The organism is Paucibacter sp. B51 (assembly GCF_027863535.1).
Classification (GTDB): Bacteria; Pseudomonadota; Gammaproteobacteria; order Burkholderiales; family Burkholderiaceae_C; genus Paucibacter_A; species Paucibacter_A aquatilis.
Genome location: NZ_JAPIVN010000001.1, coordinates 657,708 through 675,627 on the forward strand (window position 1 = coordinate 657,708; position 17,920 = coordinate 675,627).

The 17,920-nt window shown below is 68.7% G+C and carries 16 protein-coding genes; 3 read left to right on the top strand and 13 right to left on the bottom strand.

What is annotated here, in order from left to right:
• Positions 1-67: 67 nt before the first annotated feature.
• Entirely contained in the window at positions 68-1,447 is a 1,380-nt protein-coding gene (locus tag OOB33_RS02820) for an APC family permease (protein WP_271007574.1), read from the bottom strand.
• 157 nt (positions 1,448-1,604) lie between these two features.
• Here OOB33_RS02820 and OOB33_RS02825 point away from each other — a divergent pair, with 157 nt between their 5' ends.
• The gene (locus tag OOB33_RS02825) at positions 1,605-2,489 is read left to right on the top strand and encodes a polysaccharide deacetylase family protein (protein ID WP_271007575.1); all 885 of its coding nucleotides are present in this window, start codon (positions 1,605-1,607) and stop codon (positions 2,487-2,489) included.
• Here OOB33_RS02825 and OOB33_RS02830 read toward each other — a convergent pair.
• From OOB33_RS02830 to OOB33_RS02840, 3 genes are read right to left on the bottom strand one after another with little or no spacing between them, the layout of a single operon-like run.
• The gene (locus OOB33_RS02830; protein WP_271007576.1) at positions 2,472-3,050 is read right to left on the bottom strand and encodes a GNAT family N-acetyltransferase; all 579 of its coding nucleotides are present in this window, start codon (positions 3,048-3,050) and stop codon (positions 2,472-2,474) included. The two genes, OOB33_RS02825 and OOB33_RS02830, sit on opposite strands and share 18 nt — an antisense overlap.
• A gap of 10 nt (positions 3,051-3,060) precedes the next feature.
• A complete protein-coding gene (locus OOB33_RS02835) occupies positions 3,061-3,606 on the bottom strand; it encodes a tetratricopeptide repeat protein (RefSeq protein WP_271007577.1) in 546 nt (181 codons plus the stop codon).
• Between the two features lie 14 nt (positions 3,607-3,620).
• Positions 3,621-4,205: a nucleotidyltransferase family protein gene (locus OOB33_RS02840; protein WP_333780311.1), complete on the bottom strand. Its 585-nt coding sequence runs from the start codon at positions 4,203-4,205 to the stop codon at positions 3,621-3,623.
• Between the two features lie 394 nt (positions 4,206-4,599).
• Here OOB33_RS02840 and recG point away from each other — a divergent pair, with 394 nt between their 5' ends.
• Positions 4,600-6,597: an ATP-dependent DNA helicase RecG gene (gene recG, locus OOB33_RS02845; protein ID WP_271007578.1), complete on the top strand. Its 1,998-nt coding sequence runs from the start codon at positions 4,600-4,602 to the stop codon at positions 6,595-6,597.
• Here recG and OOB33_RS02850 read toward each other — a convergent pair.
• Together OOB33_RS02850 and OOB33_RS02855 are read right to left on the bottom strand one after the other, a co-directional pair.
• Complete coding sequence (locus OOB33_RS02850; RefSeq protein WP_271007579.1) at positions 6,587-7,978, bottom strand: NAD(P)/FAD-dependent oxidoreductase; 1,392 nt, start codon at positions 7,976-7,978, stop codon at positions 6,587-6,589. The genes recG and OOB33_RS02850 overlap by 11 nt on opposite strands.
• 122 nt (positions 7,979-8,100) lie before the next feature.
• Positions 8,101-9,408: a cytochrome-c peroxidase gene (locus OOB33_RS02855; protein WP_271007580.1), complete on the bottom strand. Its 1,308-nt coding sequence runs from the start codon at positions 9,406-9,408 to the stop codon at positions 8,101-8,103.
• A gap of 170 nt (positions 9,409-9,578) precedes the next feature.
• On the opposite strand from OOB33_RS02855, the gene OOB33_RS02860 reads away from it, so the two are divergent.
• Positions 9,579-11,285, top strand: a complete 1,707-nt coding sequence (locus tag OOB33_RS02860; protein ID WP_271007581.1) for a hypothetical protein — start codon at positions 9,579-9,581, stop codon at positions 11,283-11,285.
• A gap of 3 nt (positions 11,286-11,288) precedes the next feature.
• On the opposite strand, the gene trhP is transcribed toward OOB33_RS02860, so the two are convergent.
• The 7 genes from trhP to panB form a co-directional block, all read right to left on the bottom strand.
• Positions 11,289-12,668 (bottom strand): prephenate-dependent tRNA uridine(34) hydroxylase TrhP, encoded by a 1,380-nt coding sequence (gene trhP, locus OOB33_RS02865; RefSeq protein WP_271007582.1) that lies wholly within the window; start codon positions 12,666-12,668, stop codon positions 11,289-11,291.
• Positions 12,669-12,751: 83 nt separating this feature from the next.
• Positions 12,752-13,396, bottom strand: a complete 645-nt coding sequence (locus OOB33_RS02870) for an ABC transporter ATP-binding protein (protein WP_271007583.1) — start codon at positions 13,394-13,396, stop codon at positions 12,752-12,754.
• A 4-nt stretch (positions 13,397-13,400) separates the two neighbouring features.
• Complete coding sequence (locus OOB33_RS02875; protein WP_271007584.1) at positions 13,401-14,453, bottom strand: hypothetical protein; 1,053 nt, start codon at positions 14,451-14,453, stop codon at positions 13,401-13,403.
• A 35-nt stretch (positions 14,454-14,488) separates the two neighbouring features.
• Positions 14,489-15,178 (bottom strand): peptidylprolyl isomerase, encoded by a 690-nt coding sequence (locus OOB33_RS02880; RefSeq protein ID WP_102768961.1) that lies wholly within the window; start codon positions 15,176-15,178, stop codon positions 14,489-14,491.
• A 97-nt stretch (positions 15,179-15,275) separates the two neighbouring features.
• Positions 15,276-15,989, bottom strand: coding sequence for a peptidylprolyl isomerase (locus OOB33_RS02885; RefSeq protein WP_243392837.1), 714 nt, complete (start codon positions 15,987-15,989; stop codon positions 15,276-15,278).
• A gap of 243 nt (positions 15,990-16,232) precedes the next feature.
• Positions 16,233-17,066: a pantoate--beta-alanine ligase gene (gene panC, locus OOB33_RS02890; protein WP_271007585.1), complete on the bottom strand. Its 834-nt coding sequence runs from the start codon at positions 17,064-17,066 to the stop codon at positions 16,233-16,235.
• Between the two features lie 31 nt (positions 17,067-17,097).
• Entirely contained in the window at positions 17,098-17,904 is an 807-nt protein-coding gene (panB, locus tag OOB33_RS02895; RefSeq protein ID WP_271007586.1) for a 3-methyl-2-oxobutanoate hydroxymethyltransferase, read from the bottom strand.
• Between the last annotated feature and the right edge of the window lie 16 nt (positions 17,905-17,920).

Below are 17,920 nucleotides of genomic sequence, written 5' to 3' on the forward strand. Positions count from 1 at the left end.
AGGCTAAGCCGGCTCTGCGCCTGCAGCAGCCCGGTCAAACTCTTTCAAACTCCGTGTGAATTCAATGCTAGGCCGACGCAGGACCACGGCGCCACACCAGCAGCGGCAGGCCCAGGGCCAGGACCAGCAGGCCCACCAGGGCGCCGACCTTGACGTAGAGCACGCTGGCACCGAACAAATAGAGGCTGCTGGCCGCAAACACCAGGGGCAGCCAGGGATAGAGCGGCACGCGAAAGGGCCGCGGCGCCCGCGGCTCGCGCCGGCGCAGCACGATCAGCGCCAGGGCGCTCAAGCTCATGAACGCCCAGTAGACGGGCGAGAGGTAGTCCACCAGGGTCGAAAAGCCGTCGCGCGTCAGCGCGCCCATGCCCACCAGGGCCAGGGCCACGGCGCCGGTGGCCAACACGGCGGCGGTGGGTGTGCCGCGCTGCGGGTCCCAGCGGGCCAGCTGCAGCTCGGCCGCCAGATCGCGGGCGGCGGCGTAGGTGGTGCGCGGGCTGGCGATGAAGATGGCGTTCATCACCGACAGCGCCGTCAGACTGACCAGGGCCACCATCAGGAACTCGCCCGGCGCACCGAAGGCCGCTCGCATCAGATCGGCCGCCGGCGCCTCGCTGCGCGCCAGGCCCTCCAGGCCCAGCACCTGCAGATAGGCCCAGTTGGCCAGAAGGTAGAGGCCGGTGACCAGACCCAGACCCCAAAGCAGGGCGCGCACGATGCCGCGCTGCGGGTCGCGCATCTCGGCCGAGAGCGTGGCCGCATCACTCCAGCCGCCGTAGGCCAGGAACACAAAGACCAGGGCCATGCCCCAATCGTGGCGGATCGCCTGGCCCGGCAAGGCGGGCGCCTGCGCGGCCTGCCCCGCCAGGATCTGGCTGCCGGCACCGAGGGCCAGCGCCAGCAGGGCCACGATCACCACGGCCAGCAGCCCCAGCTGCGTGCCCAGGCCCACTCGCACGCCGCGCAGGTTCAGCACCGTCAGCAGCACGATCAGCCCGGCCGCCAGCGCCGCACTGGCGTGGTGGCCCAACCAAGGGCTGAGATCCAGCACCTGGGCCAGATAGTCGCCAAAGACAAAAGCCAGCAAGGCCATGGAGCCGGTGTGAATGACGGCAAAGCGCGACCAGGCGAACAGAAAGCCCAGGCGGTGCCCATAGGCCCGGCGCAGGAAGTGGTAATCGCCACCGGGGTCGGGGAAAGCCGCCGCCAGCTCGGCAAAACACAGGGCGCCGATGAAGGACAGCAGGCCGCCCAAGCCCCAGGCGGCCAGCAAGGCCGCGTCCCCCGACAAGGCCTGGGCCACCATGGGCGAGGTCTTGAAGATGCCCGCCCCCACCACCATGCCCACACACAAGGCCACGGCGTGGCGGACATCGAGCTGGCGCATCGGCAACGGTGCGCGCGGCTCGGGCGTGTCGACAGAGTTGGCTTGGGGGCGCGGAGTCATGAGAGGAAGGGCGGCGTCCAGGTCAAGGTTTTGCAAAGCGTGAAGGCGCGACAAGGCGGCAGGGGCCAGGCCCTGCGTATCATCGCCGCGCTGAGCCCGGCTGCCCGTCGGGTGCGACCCACCCTCCCGCGATCGAATGCGCATGATGATGAAGCCCATGAAGAACCCGTCTCGCCGGGCCCTCGTCCCGGCCCGGCTGCGCAGCCTGCTGCTGACGGCCTGTTTACTCGGCAGCAGTGCCGGTAGCTGGGCCCAGGCACCCAGCCCTGCTTTCAGCTGGCCCGGCGGCGCCCGGGCGGCGGTCAGCCTGTCCTACGACGACGCCCTGGACAGCCAGCTCGACCACGCCATCCCGGCGCTGAACGCGCTGGGCCTCAAAGCCAGCTTCTACCTGACCCTGGCCAGCCCGGTCGTCCGGCAACGCCTGCCGGAATGGCGGCGTGCCGCGGCCGCGGGCCATGAACTGGGCAACCACACCCTGTTCCACCCCTGCTCCCGCTCGGCGCCCGGCCGCGATTGGGTGGCGCCGCACCGCGATCTCGACAAGATCAGCGTGGCTCAGATGCTGGAAGAGGTGCAGCTGGCCAATGCCTACTTGCATGCCATCGACGGCCAGACCCAGCGCACCTACACCGCCCCCTGCACGGATCCACTGGCCGGCGGCAAGCCTTACCTCCCAGCCGTGGCGGGCGAGTTTCTGGCCATGAAGACGCGCGTGGGCGGGGTCGTGCCTTCGCTGGCCAAGCTGGACCTGGCCGATGTGCCCACGGCCGGGCCGGTGGGCTCGAGCGGCGCCGAGCTGATCGCCATCGTCGAACAGGCGGCCGCTCAGGGCACGCTGGCCAGCCTCACCTTCCACGGCATCGGCGGCGACCATCTGAGTGTCTCCAAGGAAGCCCACCAGGCCTTGCTCCAGCATCTGGCGGCCCACCCGGAGCGCTTCTGGGTGGACAGCTTTGTCAACATCGCCCGGCATCTGCGGGCGCAGCGCACGGGGCTCAAGCCCGAGGCGGCGGCCGGCTCCTCAAGCAGCGGGCGCTGAGAGCGCGTCTGCCGTCCAGACATACGCCTCGTCGTCGTGCATCTGGCCGGCGATGCAGTCGTTGTCTTTCAGGATGCGATCGAAAACGAAGCCGGCTTTTTGCAGCACCCGCGCCGAGGCCTGGTTGCCCACCGTCACCGTGCTGACGATGCGCCGCACGCCGCGCTCACGCAACGCGGCCGTGGTGGCTTGCACCGCCTCGCTGGCATAGCCCTGGCCCCAGGCGGGGCGCAGCAAGTAGTAGCCGAGATTGGGTGCGTTCAGCTGCGCATCGATCTCGGCATCCAGCCGACCCAGACAGCGCCCATCGGCTTTGCGCCGCAAAACCCAAATCGGCCAGGCGAACTGGCCATCGGGTGAACGTCGGCCCTCCAGCATTCGCCAATGGGCGGCCAGGGCCTCCACGCTGTCGGGCTTGTGCATGGAGATCCAGCGGTAGAGCTCGGGCTCTTGCAAGCCTTCAAACAGCTCGGCCGCATGGGTAGCACGCAGGGGCTCCAGCCACAGGCGGGGGGATTCGATGGGTGCGGCCAGGCGGGCCAGCAGGTCGTCCGAGATCATGAGGGGCCGCTCAAGCCCGATCGCGCAACTGCGCCAACAGCGCCAACGCCTCGCGCGTGGTGGCCTGCTTCGGGTCTTGCAGCTGCACCCTCAGGGCCAGGGCCTCGTGGAAGCGCGATTCCGCCTCGTCGAAGCGCCCCTGCTCCGCCAAGCTGCGGCCCCAGTGCTGCAGCACCATGGCGCGCAAGCGCGCCCAGCCGCCGGCCTCACACAAGGCCACGGTACGGGCGAAGATGGGCTCCGCCTCGGCACGTTGGCCCAGGTACTGCAAGGCGGTGGCGTAAGCACACCAGAACCAGCCCAGGGCTTCGAACAGCACGGGCGAGGCTTGGCTCGCGGCCTCGGCCAGGGCCTCATGCGCCTTCAAGAGCTGCAAGGCTTCGTCCTCCTGGCGGGCGGTGATCAAGAGGCCCGCCAGATCGGCGACCACCTCCAGCAAGGCCGCCTCATCCACGGCCCTGCCGACCTGCAGAAGCGCCAGCTGCTCGCGCAAGGCGGTGACGCTACGCGCGTGGGCCTCGGGGTCGGGGGCGGTGAAGCGGAGGAACTCGGTCATGGGCTGAAGCGGGCTCATTCCGCATCCTCGATCTGCACCCGCGGCCACCGTTGCACATACTGCTTCTGCGCCACCCGCTGGCGAAAGGTCTTGACACTGACCCGCGCCGGGTTGCGGCGAATGCGCATGGCAAACAGGTCGTCCAGGCCGTAGGGGGCGATCACGGTCAGCGTGTCGTCGGTCTCCAGGCGCACGGCCACCGCGGTCGCGAACTCGGGCCAGGAGGCGACCGCGTCCTGAAGCGAGCGCAGCGGTGCCACGGCATGGCCGAAGCAGGACTCGAACCAGAGATGCACATGGGCCTGGTTCGTCAGCTCCCAGGGCAGATCCGGACAGTCGCGCGCCAGGGCCGCCTGATGCCTCGCCTCCAAGCCCGGAGGCTCCTCGGGATCGAAATAGACCAGGTCCACATCGGCCAGACGCGAAGGCTCGGTGTGGCCATGCAGATGGTCCCAGACCCGATTGCGCAGCGCCCCGGCGCCGATGCACCACTGGCGCAGACCCAGATCACGGGCGGCATGGAGCGCCCGCATCAGCCAAGGCGAACTGCGCACGATGGCCTGCAGCTCGTCCTGGCGATCGGGGTGCCTGGCGCTCACCCGAACCGCCTCGTGGCCGAACGCGCGGCCGCGCTCTCGCAAGCATCCTGGCTGCGGCACATCGGGCTGACGATCTTGCTGATAAACTGGATATCCATACAGTAGTCGTGTCGCACGCAGAGCCTGCGGACCCCAGGGCTGGATGGCGGCCCGTGGCACCGAACGAAAACACCATTATGTTGCCGGTCATGAGCTCCGAAGAGGCTTGAACATGCAGATGCCAGCGCCCCGCACCAGCTCGACGCCCCGGCCGGGTTTCGAACTTCGCCCGCAGGGCAAAATCCCGCCCATGCCTGCTTCGGCCCCTCAGCCTCCTCGTTCCTCGCCTGCCACTGCTGCAACGGCTGCTGCATCTGCGGCCGCCCCCAAGCCCAAGTCCGCGCCGCAGAAGGCCATGGAGAAGCTGGGCCTGTTGCGCGACATCGACCTGGCCCTGCACCTGCCGCTGCGCTACGAGGACGAGACCCAGATCACGCCCATCGGCCGCACGCGCGAAGGCGACACCGTGCAATGCGAGGGCGAGGTGATCGAATGCCGCATCGAGACGCGCGGCCGGCGCGTGCTGCTGGTGCGGCTGGAAGACGAGACCGGCGATCTGCTGCTGCGCTTCATCCACTTTTACCCCTCGCACCAGAAAAGCATGGCCGTGGGCCAGCGCATCCGCGTGCGCGGCGAGCTGCGCCACGGCTTCTTCGGCCGCGAGATGGTGCACCCGACCTTCAAGGCCGTGCAGCCCGACACACCGCTGGCCGAGGCGCTGACGCCCGTCTACCCGGCCAGCGCCGGTCTGCCGCAAACGTACCTGCGCCGCGCCATCGCCTCGGGCCTGCAGCGCGCCGATCTGCGCGAGCTGCTGCCCCAGGGCACCGTACCCAGCAGCCTGCCGCCGCTGCGCGATGCGCTGAACTTTCTGCACCACCCGCCGCCGCAGGCCCGCCTGGGCACGCTGGAAGACCACAGCCACCCGGCCTGGCAGCGGCTCAAGTTCGAGGAATTGCTGGCCCAGCAGATCAGCCAGATGCAGGCCCAGCGTGAGCGCGCCCTGCTGAAGGCACCGGCCCTGCGCGCCAAGCCGGGCGGCCTGGTCGAGCGCTTGCTGGCCGTGCTGCCCTTCGGTCTGACCGGGGCGCAGCAGCGGGTCAGCGAGGAGATCGCGCAAGACCTGGCCCTGGGCCAGCCGATGCATCGCTTGCTCCAAGGCGATGTGGGCTCGGGCAAGACGGTGGTGGCGGCCCTGGCGGCGGCCGTGGCTATCGACGCCGGCTGGCAATGCGCGCTGATGGCGCCGACCGAAATCCTGGCCGAGCAGCACTTCAAGAAGTTGATCGGCTGGCTGGAGCCTCTGGGTCTGCAAGTGGCCTGGCTGACCGGCAGCGTCAAAGGCAAGGCACGCCAGAAGATGCTGGACGCGGCGGCCAACGGCGCGGCCCAGTTGGTGATCGGCACCCATGCGGTGATCGAAGACAAGGTCACATTCGCCCGCCTCGGCCTGGCCATCATCGACGAACAGCACCGCTTCGGCGTGGCGCAGCGTCTGGCTTTGCGGCGCAAGCTGGCGTCGATGGAACTGGAGCCGCACATGCTGATGATGAGCGCCACGCCCATCCCGCGCACCCTGGCCATGACCTACTTCGCCGACCTGGCGGTCAGCACGATTGACGAGTTACCCCCGGGCCGCACCCCCATCGTCACCAAGGTCTTCGCCGATGGCAAACGCCAGGACGTGATCGAGAAAATCGCCCAGGAGGTGGCCGGCGGCGCCCAGGTTTACTGGGTCTGCCCGCTGATCGAAGAGAGCGAGGCCCTGGACCTGAACAACGCGACCGAAACCCATGCGGAACTGGTCGACGCGCTGCCGGGCTTCGAGGTCGGCCTGCTGCATGGCCGCATGCCGCCGGCCGAGAAGGCCGCCGTGATGGCGCGCTTTTCCAGCGGCGAAATGAGCGTGCTGGTCGCCACCACCGTGATCGAGGTCGGCGTGGACGTGCCCAATGCCAGCCTGATGGTGATCGAGCATGCCGAGCGCTTCGGCCTCTCGCAGCTGCACCAGCTGCGCGGCCGGGTGGGCCGCGGCGCGGTCGCCAGCGTCTGCGTGCTGCTCTACACCGGCCCGCTGTCGGACACCGGCAAATCGCGCCTGCGCGCCATGGCCGAAACCAACGACGGCTTCGAGATCGCCCGCCGCGACCTGGACATCCGCGGCCCCGGCGAGTTCATGGGCGCCCGCCAGAGCGGCGCCGAGCTGCTACGCTTTGCCGACCTGCAGGAAGACTCCCTGCTGCTGCAAGCCGCCCGCCGCCTGGCGCCCCAGCTGCTGGACAAATACCCCGAGGCCGCCCAGCGCCAGGTGGCGCGCTGGCTGGGCTCGAAGGCGGAGTTTCTCAAGGCTTGATCGAGGGCGAGGCCAACGGCGCAGGGTCCACCGGCTCCGCCACCACACGCGCATAGCGCTGGAAGCTCCAGTAGGCCCAGGCCCAGTCCATCAGCACGACCAGGCGGTTGCGGAAGCCAATCAAAAAGTAAATGTGGACGAACAACCAGAACAGCCAGGCGAAGTAACCCGAGAACTGGACGAATCCCAGATCGGCCACGGCCGCCTTGCGGCCGATGGTGGCCAGGGCGCCGTAGTCGCGGTAGCGAAATGCGCCGGGCGCATCGGCCGGCAAGGGCGGCAAGACCTGAGCCTGTGACGCCTGCAGTGGATGCAGCGATTGCAGGATCTGCGCTGCCGCGTAAGCCCCCATCTGCTTGGCCGCCGGGCTGACGCCGGGCACGGGCTTGAGCGTGCGGCCATCGGACTGCCGGCTTTGGGTGGCGGCCAGGTCGCCGATGACAAAGACTTCCGGATGGCCGGGGATGTTGAGCCGGCCGTCAACGACCACACGACCTGCGCGGTCCAGCGGCACGTCCAGCATGCGGCCCAGGGGCGAGGCGGCCACACCGGCCGCCCAGACCACGGTGCGGGCGGCGATGCGCTCTGTTGCAGCCACTGCGCCCTCCCCCGTCTGCATCTCCACCCCGTCCGCATCGATGCCGACGACGCGGCAGCCGGTGCGCACCTCGACACCCAGGGCACGCAGCTGCGCCTCCGCCTTGGCCGAGAGCTCGGGCGGCAAGGCTTGCAGCACCCGCGGTGAACCCTCCAGCAGCAGCACACGGGCGCTGGCCGGGTCGATGCGGCGGAACTCGTTCTTGAGCGTGTGGCGGGCGATCTCGGCCAGGGTACCGGCCATTTCGACCCCAGTGGGGCCGGCGCCGATGACCACAAAGCTCAGGCAGGCGCGCTGCTGCGCCGGGTCGGGTGAACTCTCGGCCTGCTCGAAGGCCTTGAGCACGCGGGCGCGCAGGGCAAAAGCGTCTTGCAGCGTCTTGAGCCCCGGCGCATGGGCGGCCCACTCGTCGCGGCCGAAATAGCTGTGCGTGGCGCCGGCGGCGACGATCAGGTAGTCATAGCCCAGGCTCTGGCCATCGCTCAGCTGCACGCGGCCTTGCTGGCGATCGATGCCGCAGACCTCGACCATCAGCACGGTCACATTGCGCTGGCCGCGCAACATGTGGCGGATGGGCGCGGCAATCGAGGGCGCCGACAGGCCGGCCGTGGCCACCTGGTAGAGCAAGGGCTGAAACAGATGGTGGTTGCTGCGGTCGATCACCGTGATGTCCACCGGCGCCCCGGCCAGGGCGCGGGTGGCGGCGAGGCCGCCGAAGCCGCAACCGATGATCAAGACCCGGGGCCGCGCGGCGGGCTGACCCGTGCTGTTGCTGGTGTTCATGCGGCGATTCTGGCCGCAGCGCCGGTGCTGCGGCGGCGCCATACGCAATGCGAATGACTTGCAGCGCTGCCAGGCATGGCCGCCCGGGGCACTCGGGCGATCCGGCCATCAGCTGCTGCTGATCAATTGCAGCCGGGCGAAGGCGGTGTGGCCGGCCCGGTGTAGCCGTCGGTGAGCGTGCGCAGAAAGCACAGGATGTCGGCGATGTCCGCGTCACTCATCATCCGCCGCGGGCCGAAGGGTGCCTTGCTCTCAACATTGGCATGCAGAGCGAGCGGCAGATCGTCGTAGAGCTGCAACTGGCCGGCCACGGTCGGGTACCACTGCGCCGGGTCGGTGTCGCGGGTGGCGTAAAAGCGCAGCACCTGCTCCAGGCTGGTGAAGCTGCCGTTGTGGAAGAACACCGGGCGGTGCTCGACATTGCGCAAGCCCGGGGTTCGGAAGAAGCCACAGGTCTCGTTGCGCCCCTTGACGGCGGCATGGGGTGATTGGCACAGGCCCAGATCGAAGGCCGTCGCATCGGCCGTGCTTTGCAGCGCCCGGTTGCGCGGCACGGCCAGGGCCGCGTAAGCAAAATTGGTGAAATGGATGGGCTGATTGTTCAGGCTGAACGAGGGATGGCAGCTGGCGCAATGGCCGCGCTGGGTGTCATTGAAGGCACGCAGGCCGCGCGCTTCGGCATTGCTGAACTGCGCCCGCCCCTGCTGCACCCAATCGAACTTGGAGTCGTAGGGGTGGAAGCGTGGGTCTTCGACCTGAAAGCTCTGCAAGGCCTGGCTGGCCTGGGTGACCAGGCTGTCGTCGTCCGGGGCCGAGGCGCCGGCGACCGGCGGAAAGGCGCGGCCGAAGTCACTGGCGTAGGCGGCAGCGCGCAGTTTGCGCGCCAAGGTGGCGGCATCGCCGTTGTCCATCTCGCGCGGGTTAAACCAGGGCAGCTTGGCCTGGGCGGCCAGGTTGTCGGCGCGGCCGTCGGCCATCAGGCCGCCGCGCAGATCGGCCACCAAGGTTTGCGGCGTGCCGTTGAAGGCCGGCAAGGTCTCCAGATAGCGCAGCGAAGGCGCAGCACGGGTGCCGAACTCCGTCTCGAAGGCGCCACCCACCTGCACCGGCAGCGTGTTCGGCGGCCCGTGGAAGAAGGCCGGGTCGTGGCAGGAGGCGCAGGACATGCGGCCAGAGCCGCTGAGGTTGCGGTCGTGAAAAATCTTCTCGCCCAGCTGGGCCTGCAAGCTCAAGGGCTTGCTGGTGGAGGGCGAAGAGGCCGGCGTGCCGGGGCTGCTGGCCGCCCCGGTCGGTGAGCCTGTCGGCGAAGCTCCACCCCCGCCACCCCCGCCACCTCCGCCGCAGGCAGACAAGCCCAGCAACAAGACCAGGCTCAACGCCAGCGCGGAGCGCTGCCGAAGCCAGGAGTTGAAGGATTGAGCGGCATGCATGCTGCTGATTGTCGAGCTTAGGCCCCCCAGGGGCTGACTAGGGAATTCACCCGGGGCCAGGTGGCGCATCCCCGCGTCCAATGCCTGTCATGGCCGCTCGGCCTGCGGCAGTGCCGGCCCTTGCCGGGCCTCCGCTCCCTTTTCATCTTGACTTGCCCGCTGCGCCCACCATGACCGACCGCACGCCGAACGACCGCCAGCCCCTGGTCGAGCCCGCCCCCTGCCCTCGCCCGCAGCGGCGCCAGATCCTGCTCGGCGCCAGCCTGGCTGGCCTGCTGCAGGCCTGCGGTGGCGGCGGTGGGGGTGGCGAAGCACCGGTGCCGCCGCCCAGCCCCACGCCCGCACCTCCGGCACCCACTCCGCCTGCACCCACGCCACCGGCCCCCACCCCGCCTGCGCCCACACCCCCAGCCCCCAGCCCAGGCAGCCCGCCCTTCTGGGCCAGCTATGGCGGCAATGCCCAGCACCAGGCGCAGACGCGGATCGCCACCCAGCCCCTGCAGCGCATCGTCTGGAGCACGCCGGTGGACCTGGCCCCGCCCTACCGCGCCGGTGGTTTTCTGCTGATCCACTACGGCACGCCGGTGATTTCGGGCGGCAACACGGTGCTGGTGCCGGTGAAGACCACGAGCGCCGGTGATTTCGAGGTGCAAGCCCGCAAGGCCAGCGACGGCAGCCTGCTCTGGACCCTGAAAAGCGACTACCTGCTGCCGGCCAGCAGCTGGACGCCGTCTTGGAATATCGCCCTGGACGTCAAGGGCCGCTTGTTCGCCCCGGCGGCCGGCGGCCGGCTGCTGATCCGCGATGGCGGGGACAGCGCCAGCGGCACGGTCCAAACCCTGGCCTTCTACGGCAATGCCGCCTTCGAGGCCGACAGCGCCAACTACCGCGACAAGCTGCGCATCAACACCCCGCTGACCCTGGACGGCCAGGGCACGGTCTTCTTCGGCTTCACCGCCAAGGCCGGCGCGCCGGGTGGCCTGAAGGGCGGCATCGTGCGCCTGGCGGCTGATGGCACTTCAATCTGGAAATCGGCCGCCGAACTCAGCGGCGACGCGGCCATGTTCCAGACCGCCATGAACGCGGCGCCGGCCCTGTCGCTAGACGAGAAGACGCTCTACATCGCCGTCAACAGCGACCCGGCCATCTCCAGCATGCAGACCGGTTACCTGCTGGCCCTGGACGCCAGCACGCTGGCGCTCAAGGCCAAGCAGCGCTTGATCAACCCGGCCACCGATCTGCCGGCCCGCCTCAGCGACAGCGCCACCGCCTCGCCCACCGTGGGCCCAGATGGCGATGTCTTCTACGGCGTGCTGGAGAACACCCGCACCGATCACAACGGCCGCGGCTGGCTCTTGCACTTCAACGCCGATCTGAGCCAGCTCAAGACCCCCGGCTCCTTCGGCTGGGATGACACGCCCTCCATCGTGCCGGCCGGCGCCGTGCCCAGCTATGCCGGCGCCTCCAGCTATCTGCTGCTGGTCAAGTACAACAACTACTACGGCATCGGCAGCGGCGACGGCCAGAACAAGATGGCGGTGCTGGACCCGCAAGCCAGCCAGACCGACCCGATCAATGCAAGCGTCACGGTGATGAAGGAGGTGCTGACCATCGTCGGTCCCACCGCCGATGCCGACACGCCCGGCGGCGTGCGCGAGTGGTGCGTCAACACCGCGGTGATCGATGTCAAAGGCCAATCAGCCCTGGTCAACAACGAGGACGGCGTGCTCTACCGCTGGGACTTCGTCAACAACCGCTTCAGCGAAAGCGTCAAGCTCAACGCTGGCATCGGCCAGGCCTACACGCCCACCGTGGCCGGGCCCGATGGCTTGGTCTACAGCATCAACGGCGCGCAGCTGCACGCTGTGGGACGCTAGGAATTAGGCAAACTCGCCCGGCTCCAGCAAGCGCGCGATCAAGGCGCCCTGAAGCTCGGCCGGCAGCTGCAGGCTGACCTGCACGCCATTGCCGGCCGCCGCCTGCACCGGCTCGCCCTCGCGGCCGCGCAGGGCCTGCACGGTGATCTCGCGGTTGCCGCTGGGGTGGATGATCTCCAGCCGGTCGCCGACGGCAAAACGGTTCTTCACCTCGATCGCCGCCCAACCATCGGCCGCCACCGGCCCCACCTCGCCGACGAACTGGCTGCGCCGGGCCTTGGAGTGGCCATCGAGGTAGTTCTGCAAGTCCTGACTGCGGTGGCGCTGGTAGAAGCCGCTGGTATAGCCACGGTTGGACAAGCCATCCAGCTCGCCCAGCAGGGCCGGGTCGAAAGGCCGGCCGGCCACGGCGTCGTCGATGGCGCGACGGTAGACCTGGGCGGCGCGCGAGACGTAGTAGCGGCTCTTGGTGCGGCCCTCGATCTTGAGCGAGTCGACGCCGATCTCGACCAGGCGCTGCACATGCTCGACCGCGCGCAGGTCCTTGGAGTTCATGATGTAGGTGCCATGCTCATCCTCCTGGATGGGCATGAGCTCGCCGGGGCGCTGCGATTCTTCAATCAGGTAGGTACGGTCGGCCAGCGGGTGGCGAGCCGTGCCGCCGGCCGCGGCGAAATCTTGATCGGCCTGCTGCACGGCCTTGTGAAAGTCAAACTGAATCGGCTGCGCCTGGCCGGCCTCGTCTTCGAAGGCGGCGCCTAATTGGTAATCCCAGCGGCAGGCATTGGTGCAGGTGCCCTGGTTGGCATCGCGGTGGTTGAAGTAACCCGATAAGAGGCAGCGGCCCGAGTAGGCAATGCACAGGGCGCCGTGGACGAAGACCTCGAGCTCCATGTCCGGGCATTCCTGGCGGATCTGCGCCACCTCGTCCAGGCTCAGCTCGCGCGAGAGGATCACTCGCTTCAATCCCTGCTTCTGCCAGAACTTCACACCCGCGTAGTTGACCGTGTTGGCCTGCACGGAGAGGTGGATGGGCAGATCGGGCCAGCGCTCGCGCACCATCATGATCAGGCCGGGGTCGGCCATGATCAGGGCGTCGGGCTTCATCGCCACCACCGGCGCCATATCGGCCAGGTAGTTCTTGAGCTTGCCGTTGTGCGGCAGGATGTTGCTGGCAACCAGGAACTTCTTGCCACGCGCATGCGCCTCGGCAATGCCGATCTGCAGGTTCTCGAGCTTGAAATCGTTGTTGCGCGCGCGCAGGGAGTAGCGCGGCTGGCCCGCGTAGACCGCATCGGCGCCGAAATCAAAGGCCGCCCGCATGCGCTCCAGGTCGCCCGCGGGCAGCAGCAGTTCGGGGGCGGCAAGAGGTGGCGTCGTCATGGCGGGGCTCGGTCGGGGCGGAAGGCGGGGGCGCGGCAGTCTAGCCAGCGCCGGCCGCTCCGGCCTTGTCCCAGATCAAGCCCTCAGGCTGAGAGTTCGACGCTGGCGCTCGGCGCCACACCCAGCTCCTCATGGCTGACCAGCAGCAGCAGGCGGTCGCGGGCCTCGGCAGCCCGGGCCAGGACCTGGCGCAGATGCGCAAGCGAGGCGGCATCGAGCGCGTTGAGCGGCTCATCCAGCAGCAGCAAGGGCGTGTTCAGCGCCAGGGCCGCCGCCAGCGCGGCCTTGTGCTGCGTGCCGGTGGACAGGCTGCGCAGCGGCTGGCCCAGAAAAGGCTGCAGGCCGAAACCCTCGATGTGCTGCTGCCAGTCCGTCACGTCGGCGCGCGGATACAAGCCACTCAGAAAGCCGAAGTATTCGCTCGGGCTCAGATGCTCAAACGGCGGCGGCTCGGCGCCGACGAAGGCGACCTGGCGCCGGTAAGCCAAGGGCTGCCGCAAGAGATCGCAGCCCTGCAGCTCGGCGCTGCCGTACTGCGGCGCGAGCGCACCGGCCAGCAGCTTGAGTCGGGTGGATTTGCCCGTGCCATTGGCCCCGCGCAGCCAGACCAGGCCGGGGGCGAAGTCCTGGCTCCAGAGGTCGACCACGCGCCGCGTCTGGCCGGGGTAGGCAAAGCTCAGGGCGCGGACCTGCAGGCGGAAATCGGTGGGATGAGGAGCGTCGGGCATGGTTTCAGACAATGACTTCACTGGCCAGGGCAACCCAGATGCCCCAGGACAAAAGCCAACGGCCGGCGCGCGCCTCGGGGCTCAGGCTTTCGGGGCGCCAGAGCGCCAAGGCGGGCGCGGCAAGGGCGGCGACAAAGAAAGCAGGCGTGGCGCGCGGCCCCAGCAACCAGGGGCCCAGCGCCAGCAGCACCGCCCAGCTGAGCCAGGCCAGCAGCGCCGGCAGCAAGGCCAGGGCATAGAGGCGCAGAGACCAGGCCTGGGGTGACACAGGCAGCATGGCGCTGGCCGCCTGCAGCGGCGCGTAGCACTGCCGCGCCTGGGCTTGCAGCCGGGCGCAGAAGCCCTGGGTCAGCAAAGTGGAGAAGGCCAGCGCCCAGGCTGCATGAACCGGGAAATGCCAGGCCGCGGCGAGGCAGAGCAGCAAAGCCAGCAGCGCAGCCAGCAAGCCATGCAGCACCGGCCGCGCCGGGCCGCGCCACAGCGGCAGCCAGAGCAAGGCGGTCCAGGTCGAGACGGTCTGGCGGCCGGTGGCCTTGCCCGCCGCCGCTGCCCGCCGGGCCGGGCGCCCGGAGCGGCGGCGCCACTGCATCAGGGCCAGCGCGCCCCCGGCCGAGAGCAGCAGGGAGAAGGCAAAGCCCAACAAGGCCTGCAGCCACAAGCCCTGCATCCAGGCCGGGCTGGCCGCTCGCCATGCGGCGAAAGAAATGAGGTTGAGCAGGGCCCAGGGCAGCAGGGCCAGGGCCAGCACGCTCAGATCGGCCCGCCAGATATCCGTGCGCCGCAGCGGCAGCGCGCGCTCGAACGGCATCCAGCGCGCCGGCAACAAGGCCTCGCGCAAGCCCCAGGCCAGCAAGAGGCCGGGCAGCGCATGGCCCAGCAGCGCGGCGAGGGAGAGAGCAGCCGGCGTGTCGGCCTGCATGGCCCAGAACAGGGGCAAGGCCGGCCAGCCGATCAGGGTGCTGATGAAACTGCCCAGCACGGCGGCCACCACCGCGAGAAAGGCCGCCCAGCGTCGCAGCAGGGCGGCCAACTCGGCGCGGCTCCATTGCAGGCGCATGCGCGCCAGGCTCAGGGCCGCGGGCGGCGAGGGGCTTACTGCAGTCTTTGCACCCAATAGATCAGCACTTCCTGGCGCGGCCGCGAGACATCGGCATCGGCGTAGTAGTAGGTGGGCACGGCATTGATGGCCTCCACCGTGGCCATGCCGGAAATGACCCGTCCGAACACGGCGTAACCAGGCTGGGTCGGGCTCTTGTAGTCATTGCCCGGATTGTCTTTCACATTGATGAAGAACTGGTTGGTGGCGCTGTTGGGCTCGCTGCGCCGCGCCATGGCCAGGGTGCCGGGCAGATTGGCCAGGGTGTTGTTGCTTTCCAGCGGCACTGGCCCATAGGTCGCGCGGCGCTCGTACATGCCGCTGGTGTAGCCACCGCCCTGGATCACAAAGTCGCGCTCGACGCGGTGGAACAAGGTGTTGTTGAAATGGCCATCGGCCACATAGCGCAGGAAATTGGCCACGGTGGCCGGCGCGTACTCGGTGTAGAGCTCGAAGACGATCTCGCCGCTGCTGGTCAGCATGCAGACGGTGGCGTAGCGGCTCTGGGCCGATTTGGACAGGCCCTCGTTGCTGCAGCTGTTGGTATTGGGGCGCGGATTGGGATTGGGCACCGGCACGGGGATCGGGTCCGGGCGGTAGTGGTCGCCATCGCCGCCACCGCCACCGCAGGCGGTCAAGGTCACCAGGGTGGCCACGGCGGCCAGGCGCAAAACAAAAGAGCGCATGAGGCAAGACTCCTGAACAAGGTGTCTGCTCAACGCGCTCGGTCGCAGCGCCGCCGACGGCGCTGACAACTTCTTACCCTTGCGGGTGAAAGTCAGCTCATTTGAGCTGTGTGGCCCAGTAAAGCAGCACTTCGGTCGCCGTCATGTCGGCGCCGGTGTAGAGCTGGGGCTCGGCATTGATGGCGTCCACGGTCTCCTTGCCCGAAATGATGCGGCCGAACACGGCATAGCCGTTCTTGCCGGCCACGGTGGAGCTGTAGTCCAGACTCTTGTTGTCCACGGTGTTGAAGTAGAACTGGCTGGTGGCCGAATCGACCGCGCTGGTGCGGGCCATGGCGATGGTGTATTTCAGATTGGACAGGCCGTTCTGGTTCTCCAGAGCGATGGGCGCCAGCGCGCCGGCCTTGGCCGCGCCGCCGGAGACGAAGCCGCCGCCCTGCGCCACAAAACCCGGCACCACGCGGTGGAAGATGGTGTCCTTGTAGAAGCCGCTCTTCACATAGGCCAGGAAGTTGGCGGTGGTGATGGGCGCCTTGACGGTTTCCAACTCGACCACGATCTCGCCCTTGCTGGTCAGCATGCAGACGGTGGCGGCAGCGGTGCTGGCCTTGGAGGCGGCGATACCGGCGGCGCTGCAGGTGGTGGTCGGCGGGGTGGTGACCGGGTTCGGCTTGGGCTTGGGCGCGGGCGTATCGCCACCGTCAGAACCACCGCCGCAGGCGGTCAAGAGAGCCATCAGGCCCAGGCTGGCGGCCGTCAGGGCCGATTTGGCGGACATCAGAGTCGTGGAGGAAGACAGGGAGGTGTTCATCAGGGGCTCGCTTGCGTGATTGGGTTCAATTCAAAACAGAAAGCTGAAAGGGGGAGAGAAAACAAAAGGGACTGCCTCGAAGCGCTCGCAGTATCCGCGCCACCGCGGCGCAAAAAGCCGAAAATGGGCGACTCGCGAACAGTCGTGGGAAATTATCCCACTCTTCGCACTCGCAAAAAAACCGAGGGAGCCCGGAGCACGGGCAACCTCGGTCGATGGCCGGGCTTGCGCCTGGCGTGGCCGTCAAAGCTCGAGATTGTCGATCAGCCGGGTCGCGCCCAGCTTGGCCGCGCCCAGGGCAACCAGGGCCTGGCCCTCGCGGGCCGGGCTGAGGTCATGCTGGCAGCGCAGGGTCAGGTAGTCGGGCTGCCAGCCGGCTTCGCGCAGGCTTTGCAGGGCTTGGGCCTCCAGCGCAGCCAGATCGCGCGCGCCGGCCTGCCAGCGGGTGATCAGCTCGCGCAGGGTGCGGCTCAGGCGCAGGGCCTCGGTCTTCTCGGCCTCGCTGAGGTAGCCGTTGCGCGAGGACAGGGCCAGGCCCTCGGCGCTGCGCGTGGTCTCGCCGGCGCGGATCTCGATCGGCAGCGCCATCTGCGCCACCATGCGGCGCAGCACCATCAGCTGCTGGTAGTCCTTCTTGCCGAACAGGGCCATGCTGGGCTGGACGATGTTGAAGAGCTTGGCCACCACGGTGCAGACGCCGATGAAAAAGCCCGGGCGGAAATGGCCTTCCAGGATGTCGGCCAGCTCGGCCGGCGGGTGGACCTTGTAGCCCTGCGGCTCGGGGTAAAGCTCGCGCTCATCGGGCGCGAAGACGAGGTCGCAGCCGGCGCCCTGCAGCAGCTCGGCATCGCGCGCCAGGGTGCGGGGGTAACGGTCAAAGTCCTCGTGCGGCGCGAACTGCAGGCGGTTGACGAAGATGCTGGCCACCACCAGGGCATCGGGGCCCACGGCCGCACGGCCCTGGCGCACCAGATCGAGATGCCCGTCGTGCAGATTGCCCATGGTGGGCACGAAGGCGCGGCGCGGCTGCGCAGCCAGGACCTGGCGCAACTCGGCGATGGTGTGGATCACTTGCATGGGGTTCGGGCAAAAAGAGAAAAACGGGGCTTCAGTAGCCGTGCAGATCGTCCTGCGGGAAGGTCTGGGCCTTGACCGCGGCAACGTAGCGCAGCACCGCGTCCTGCACCGAGGCCGCGCCCTGCATGAAGTTCTTGACGAAGCGCGGGCGGCGGCCCGGGGTCACGTCCAGCATGTCGTGCAGCACCAGCACCTGGCCCGAGCAGGCCACGCCGCCGCCGATGCCGATGACCGGGATGCCCAGGCTCTGAGTCAGCTCGGCCGCCAGGGCGGAGGGCACCATCTCCAGCACCAGCATCTGTGCGCCGGCCTCGACCAGCTCGCGCGCATGCTGCTTCATCAACGCAGCGGCCGCTTCCTCGCGGCCCTGGACCTTGTAGCCACCCAGCATGGTGGCGGTCTGCGGCGTCAGGCCCAGATGGGCGCAAACCGGGATGCCGCGCTCGACCAGAAAGCGCACCACCGGCGCCGTCCAGCCGCCGCCTTCGAGCTTGACCATGTGCGCGCCGGCCTTGACCAGGGCGGCCGAACTCTTCCAGGCTTCCTGGGGCGAGCTTTGGTAGCTGTCGAAGGGCAGATCGCCAATCACCCAGGCGCTCTTGCGGCCGCGGGCGACGCAGCGGGTGTGATAGACCATCTCGTCCAGCGAGACCGGCACGGTGCTGCTCTGGCCCTGCAGCACATTGCCCAGGGAATCGCCGACCAGCAGCACGTCCACGCCGGCTTCGTCCAGCAGGGTGGCGAAAGCGGCGTCGTAGCAAGTCAGCATGGCGATCTTGTCGCCGCTGGCATGCATGTCCAGCAGGCGCTGCAAGGTCATGGGTTTGCGCTCGGTCATGGCGGCTCCTCGGGGG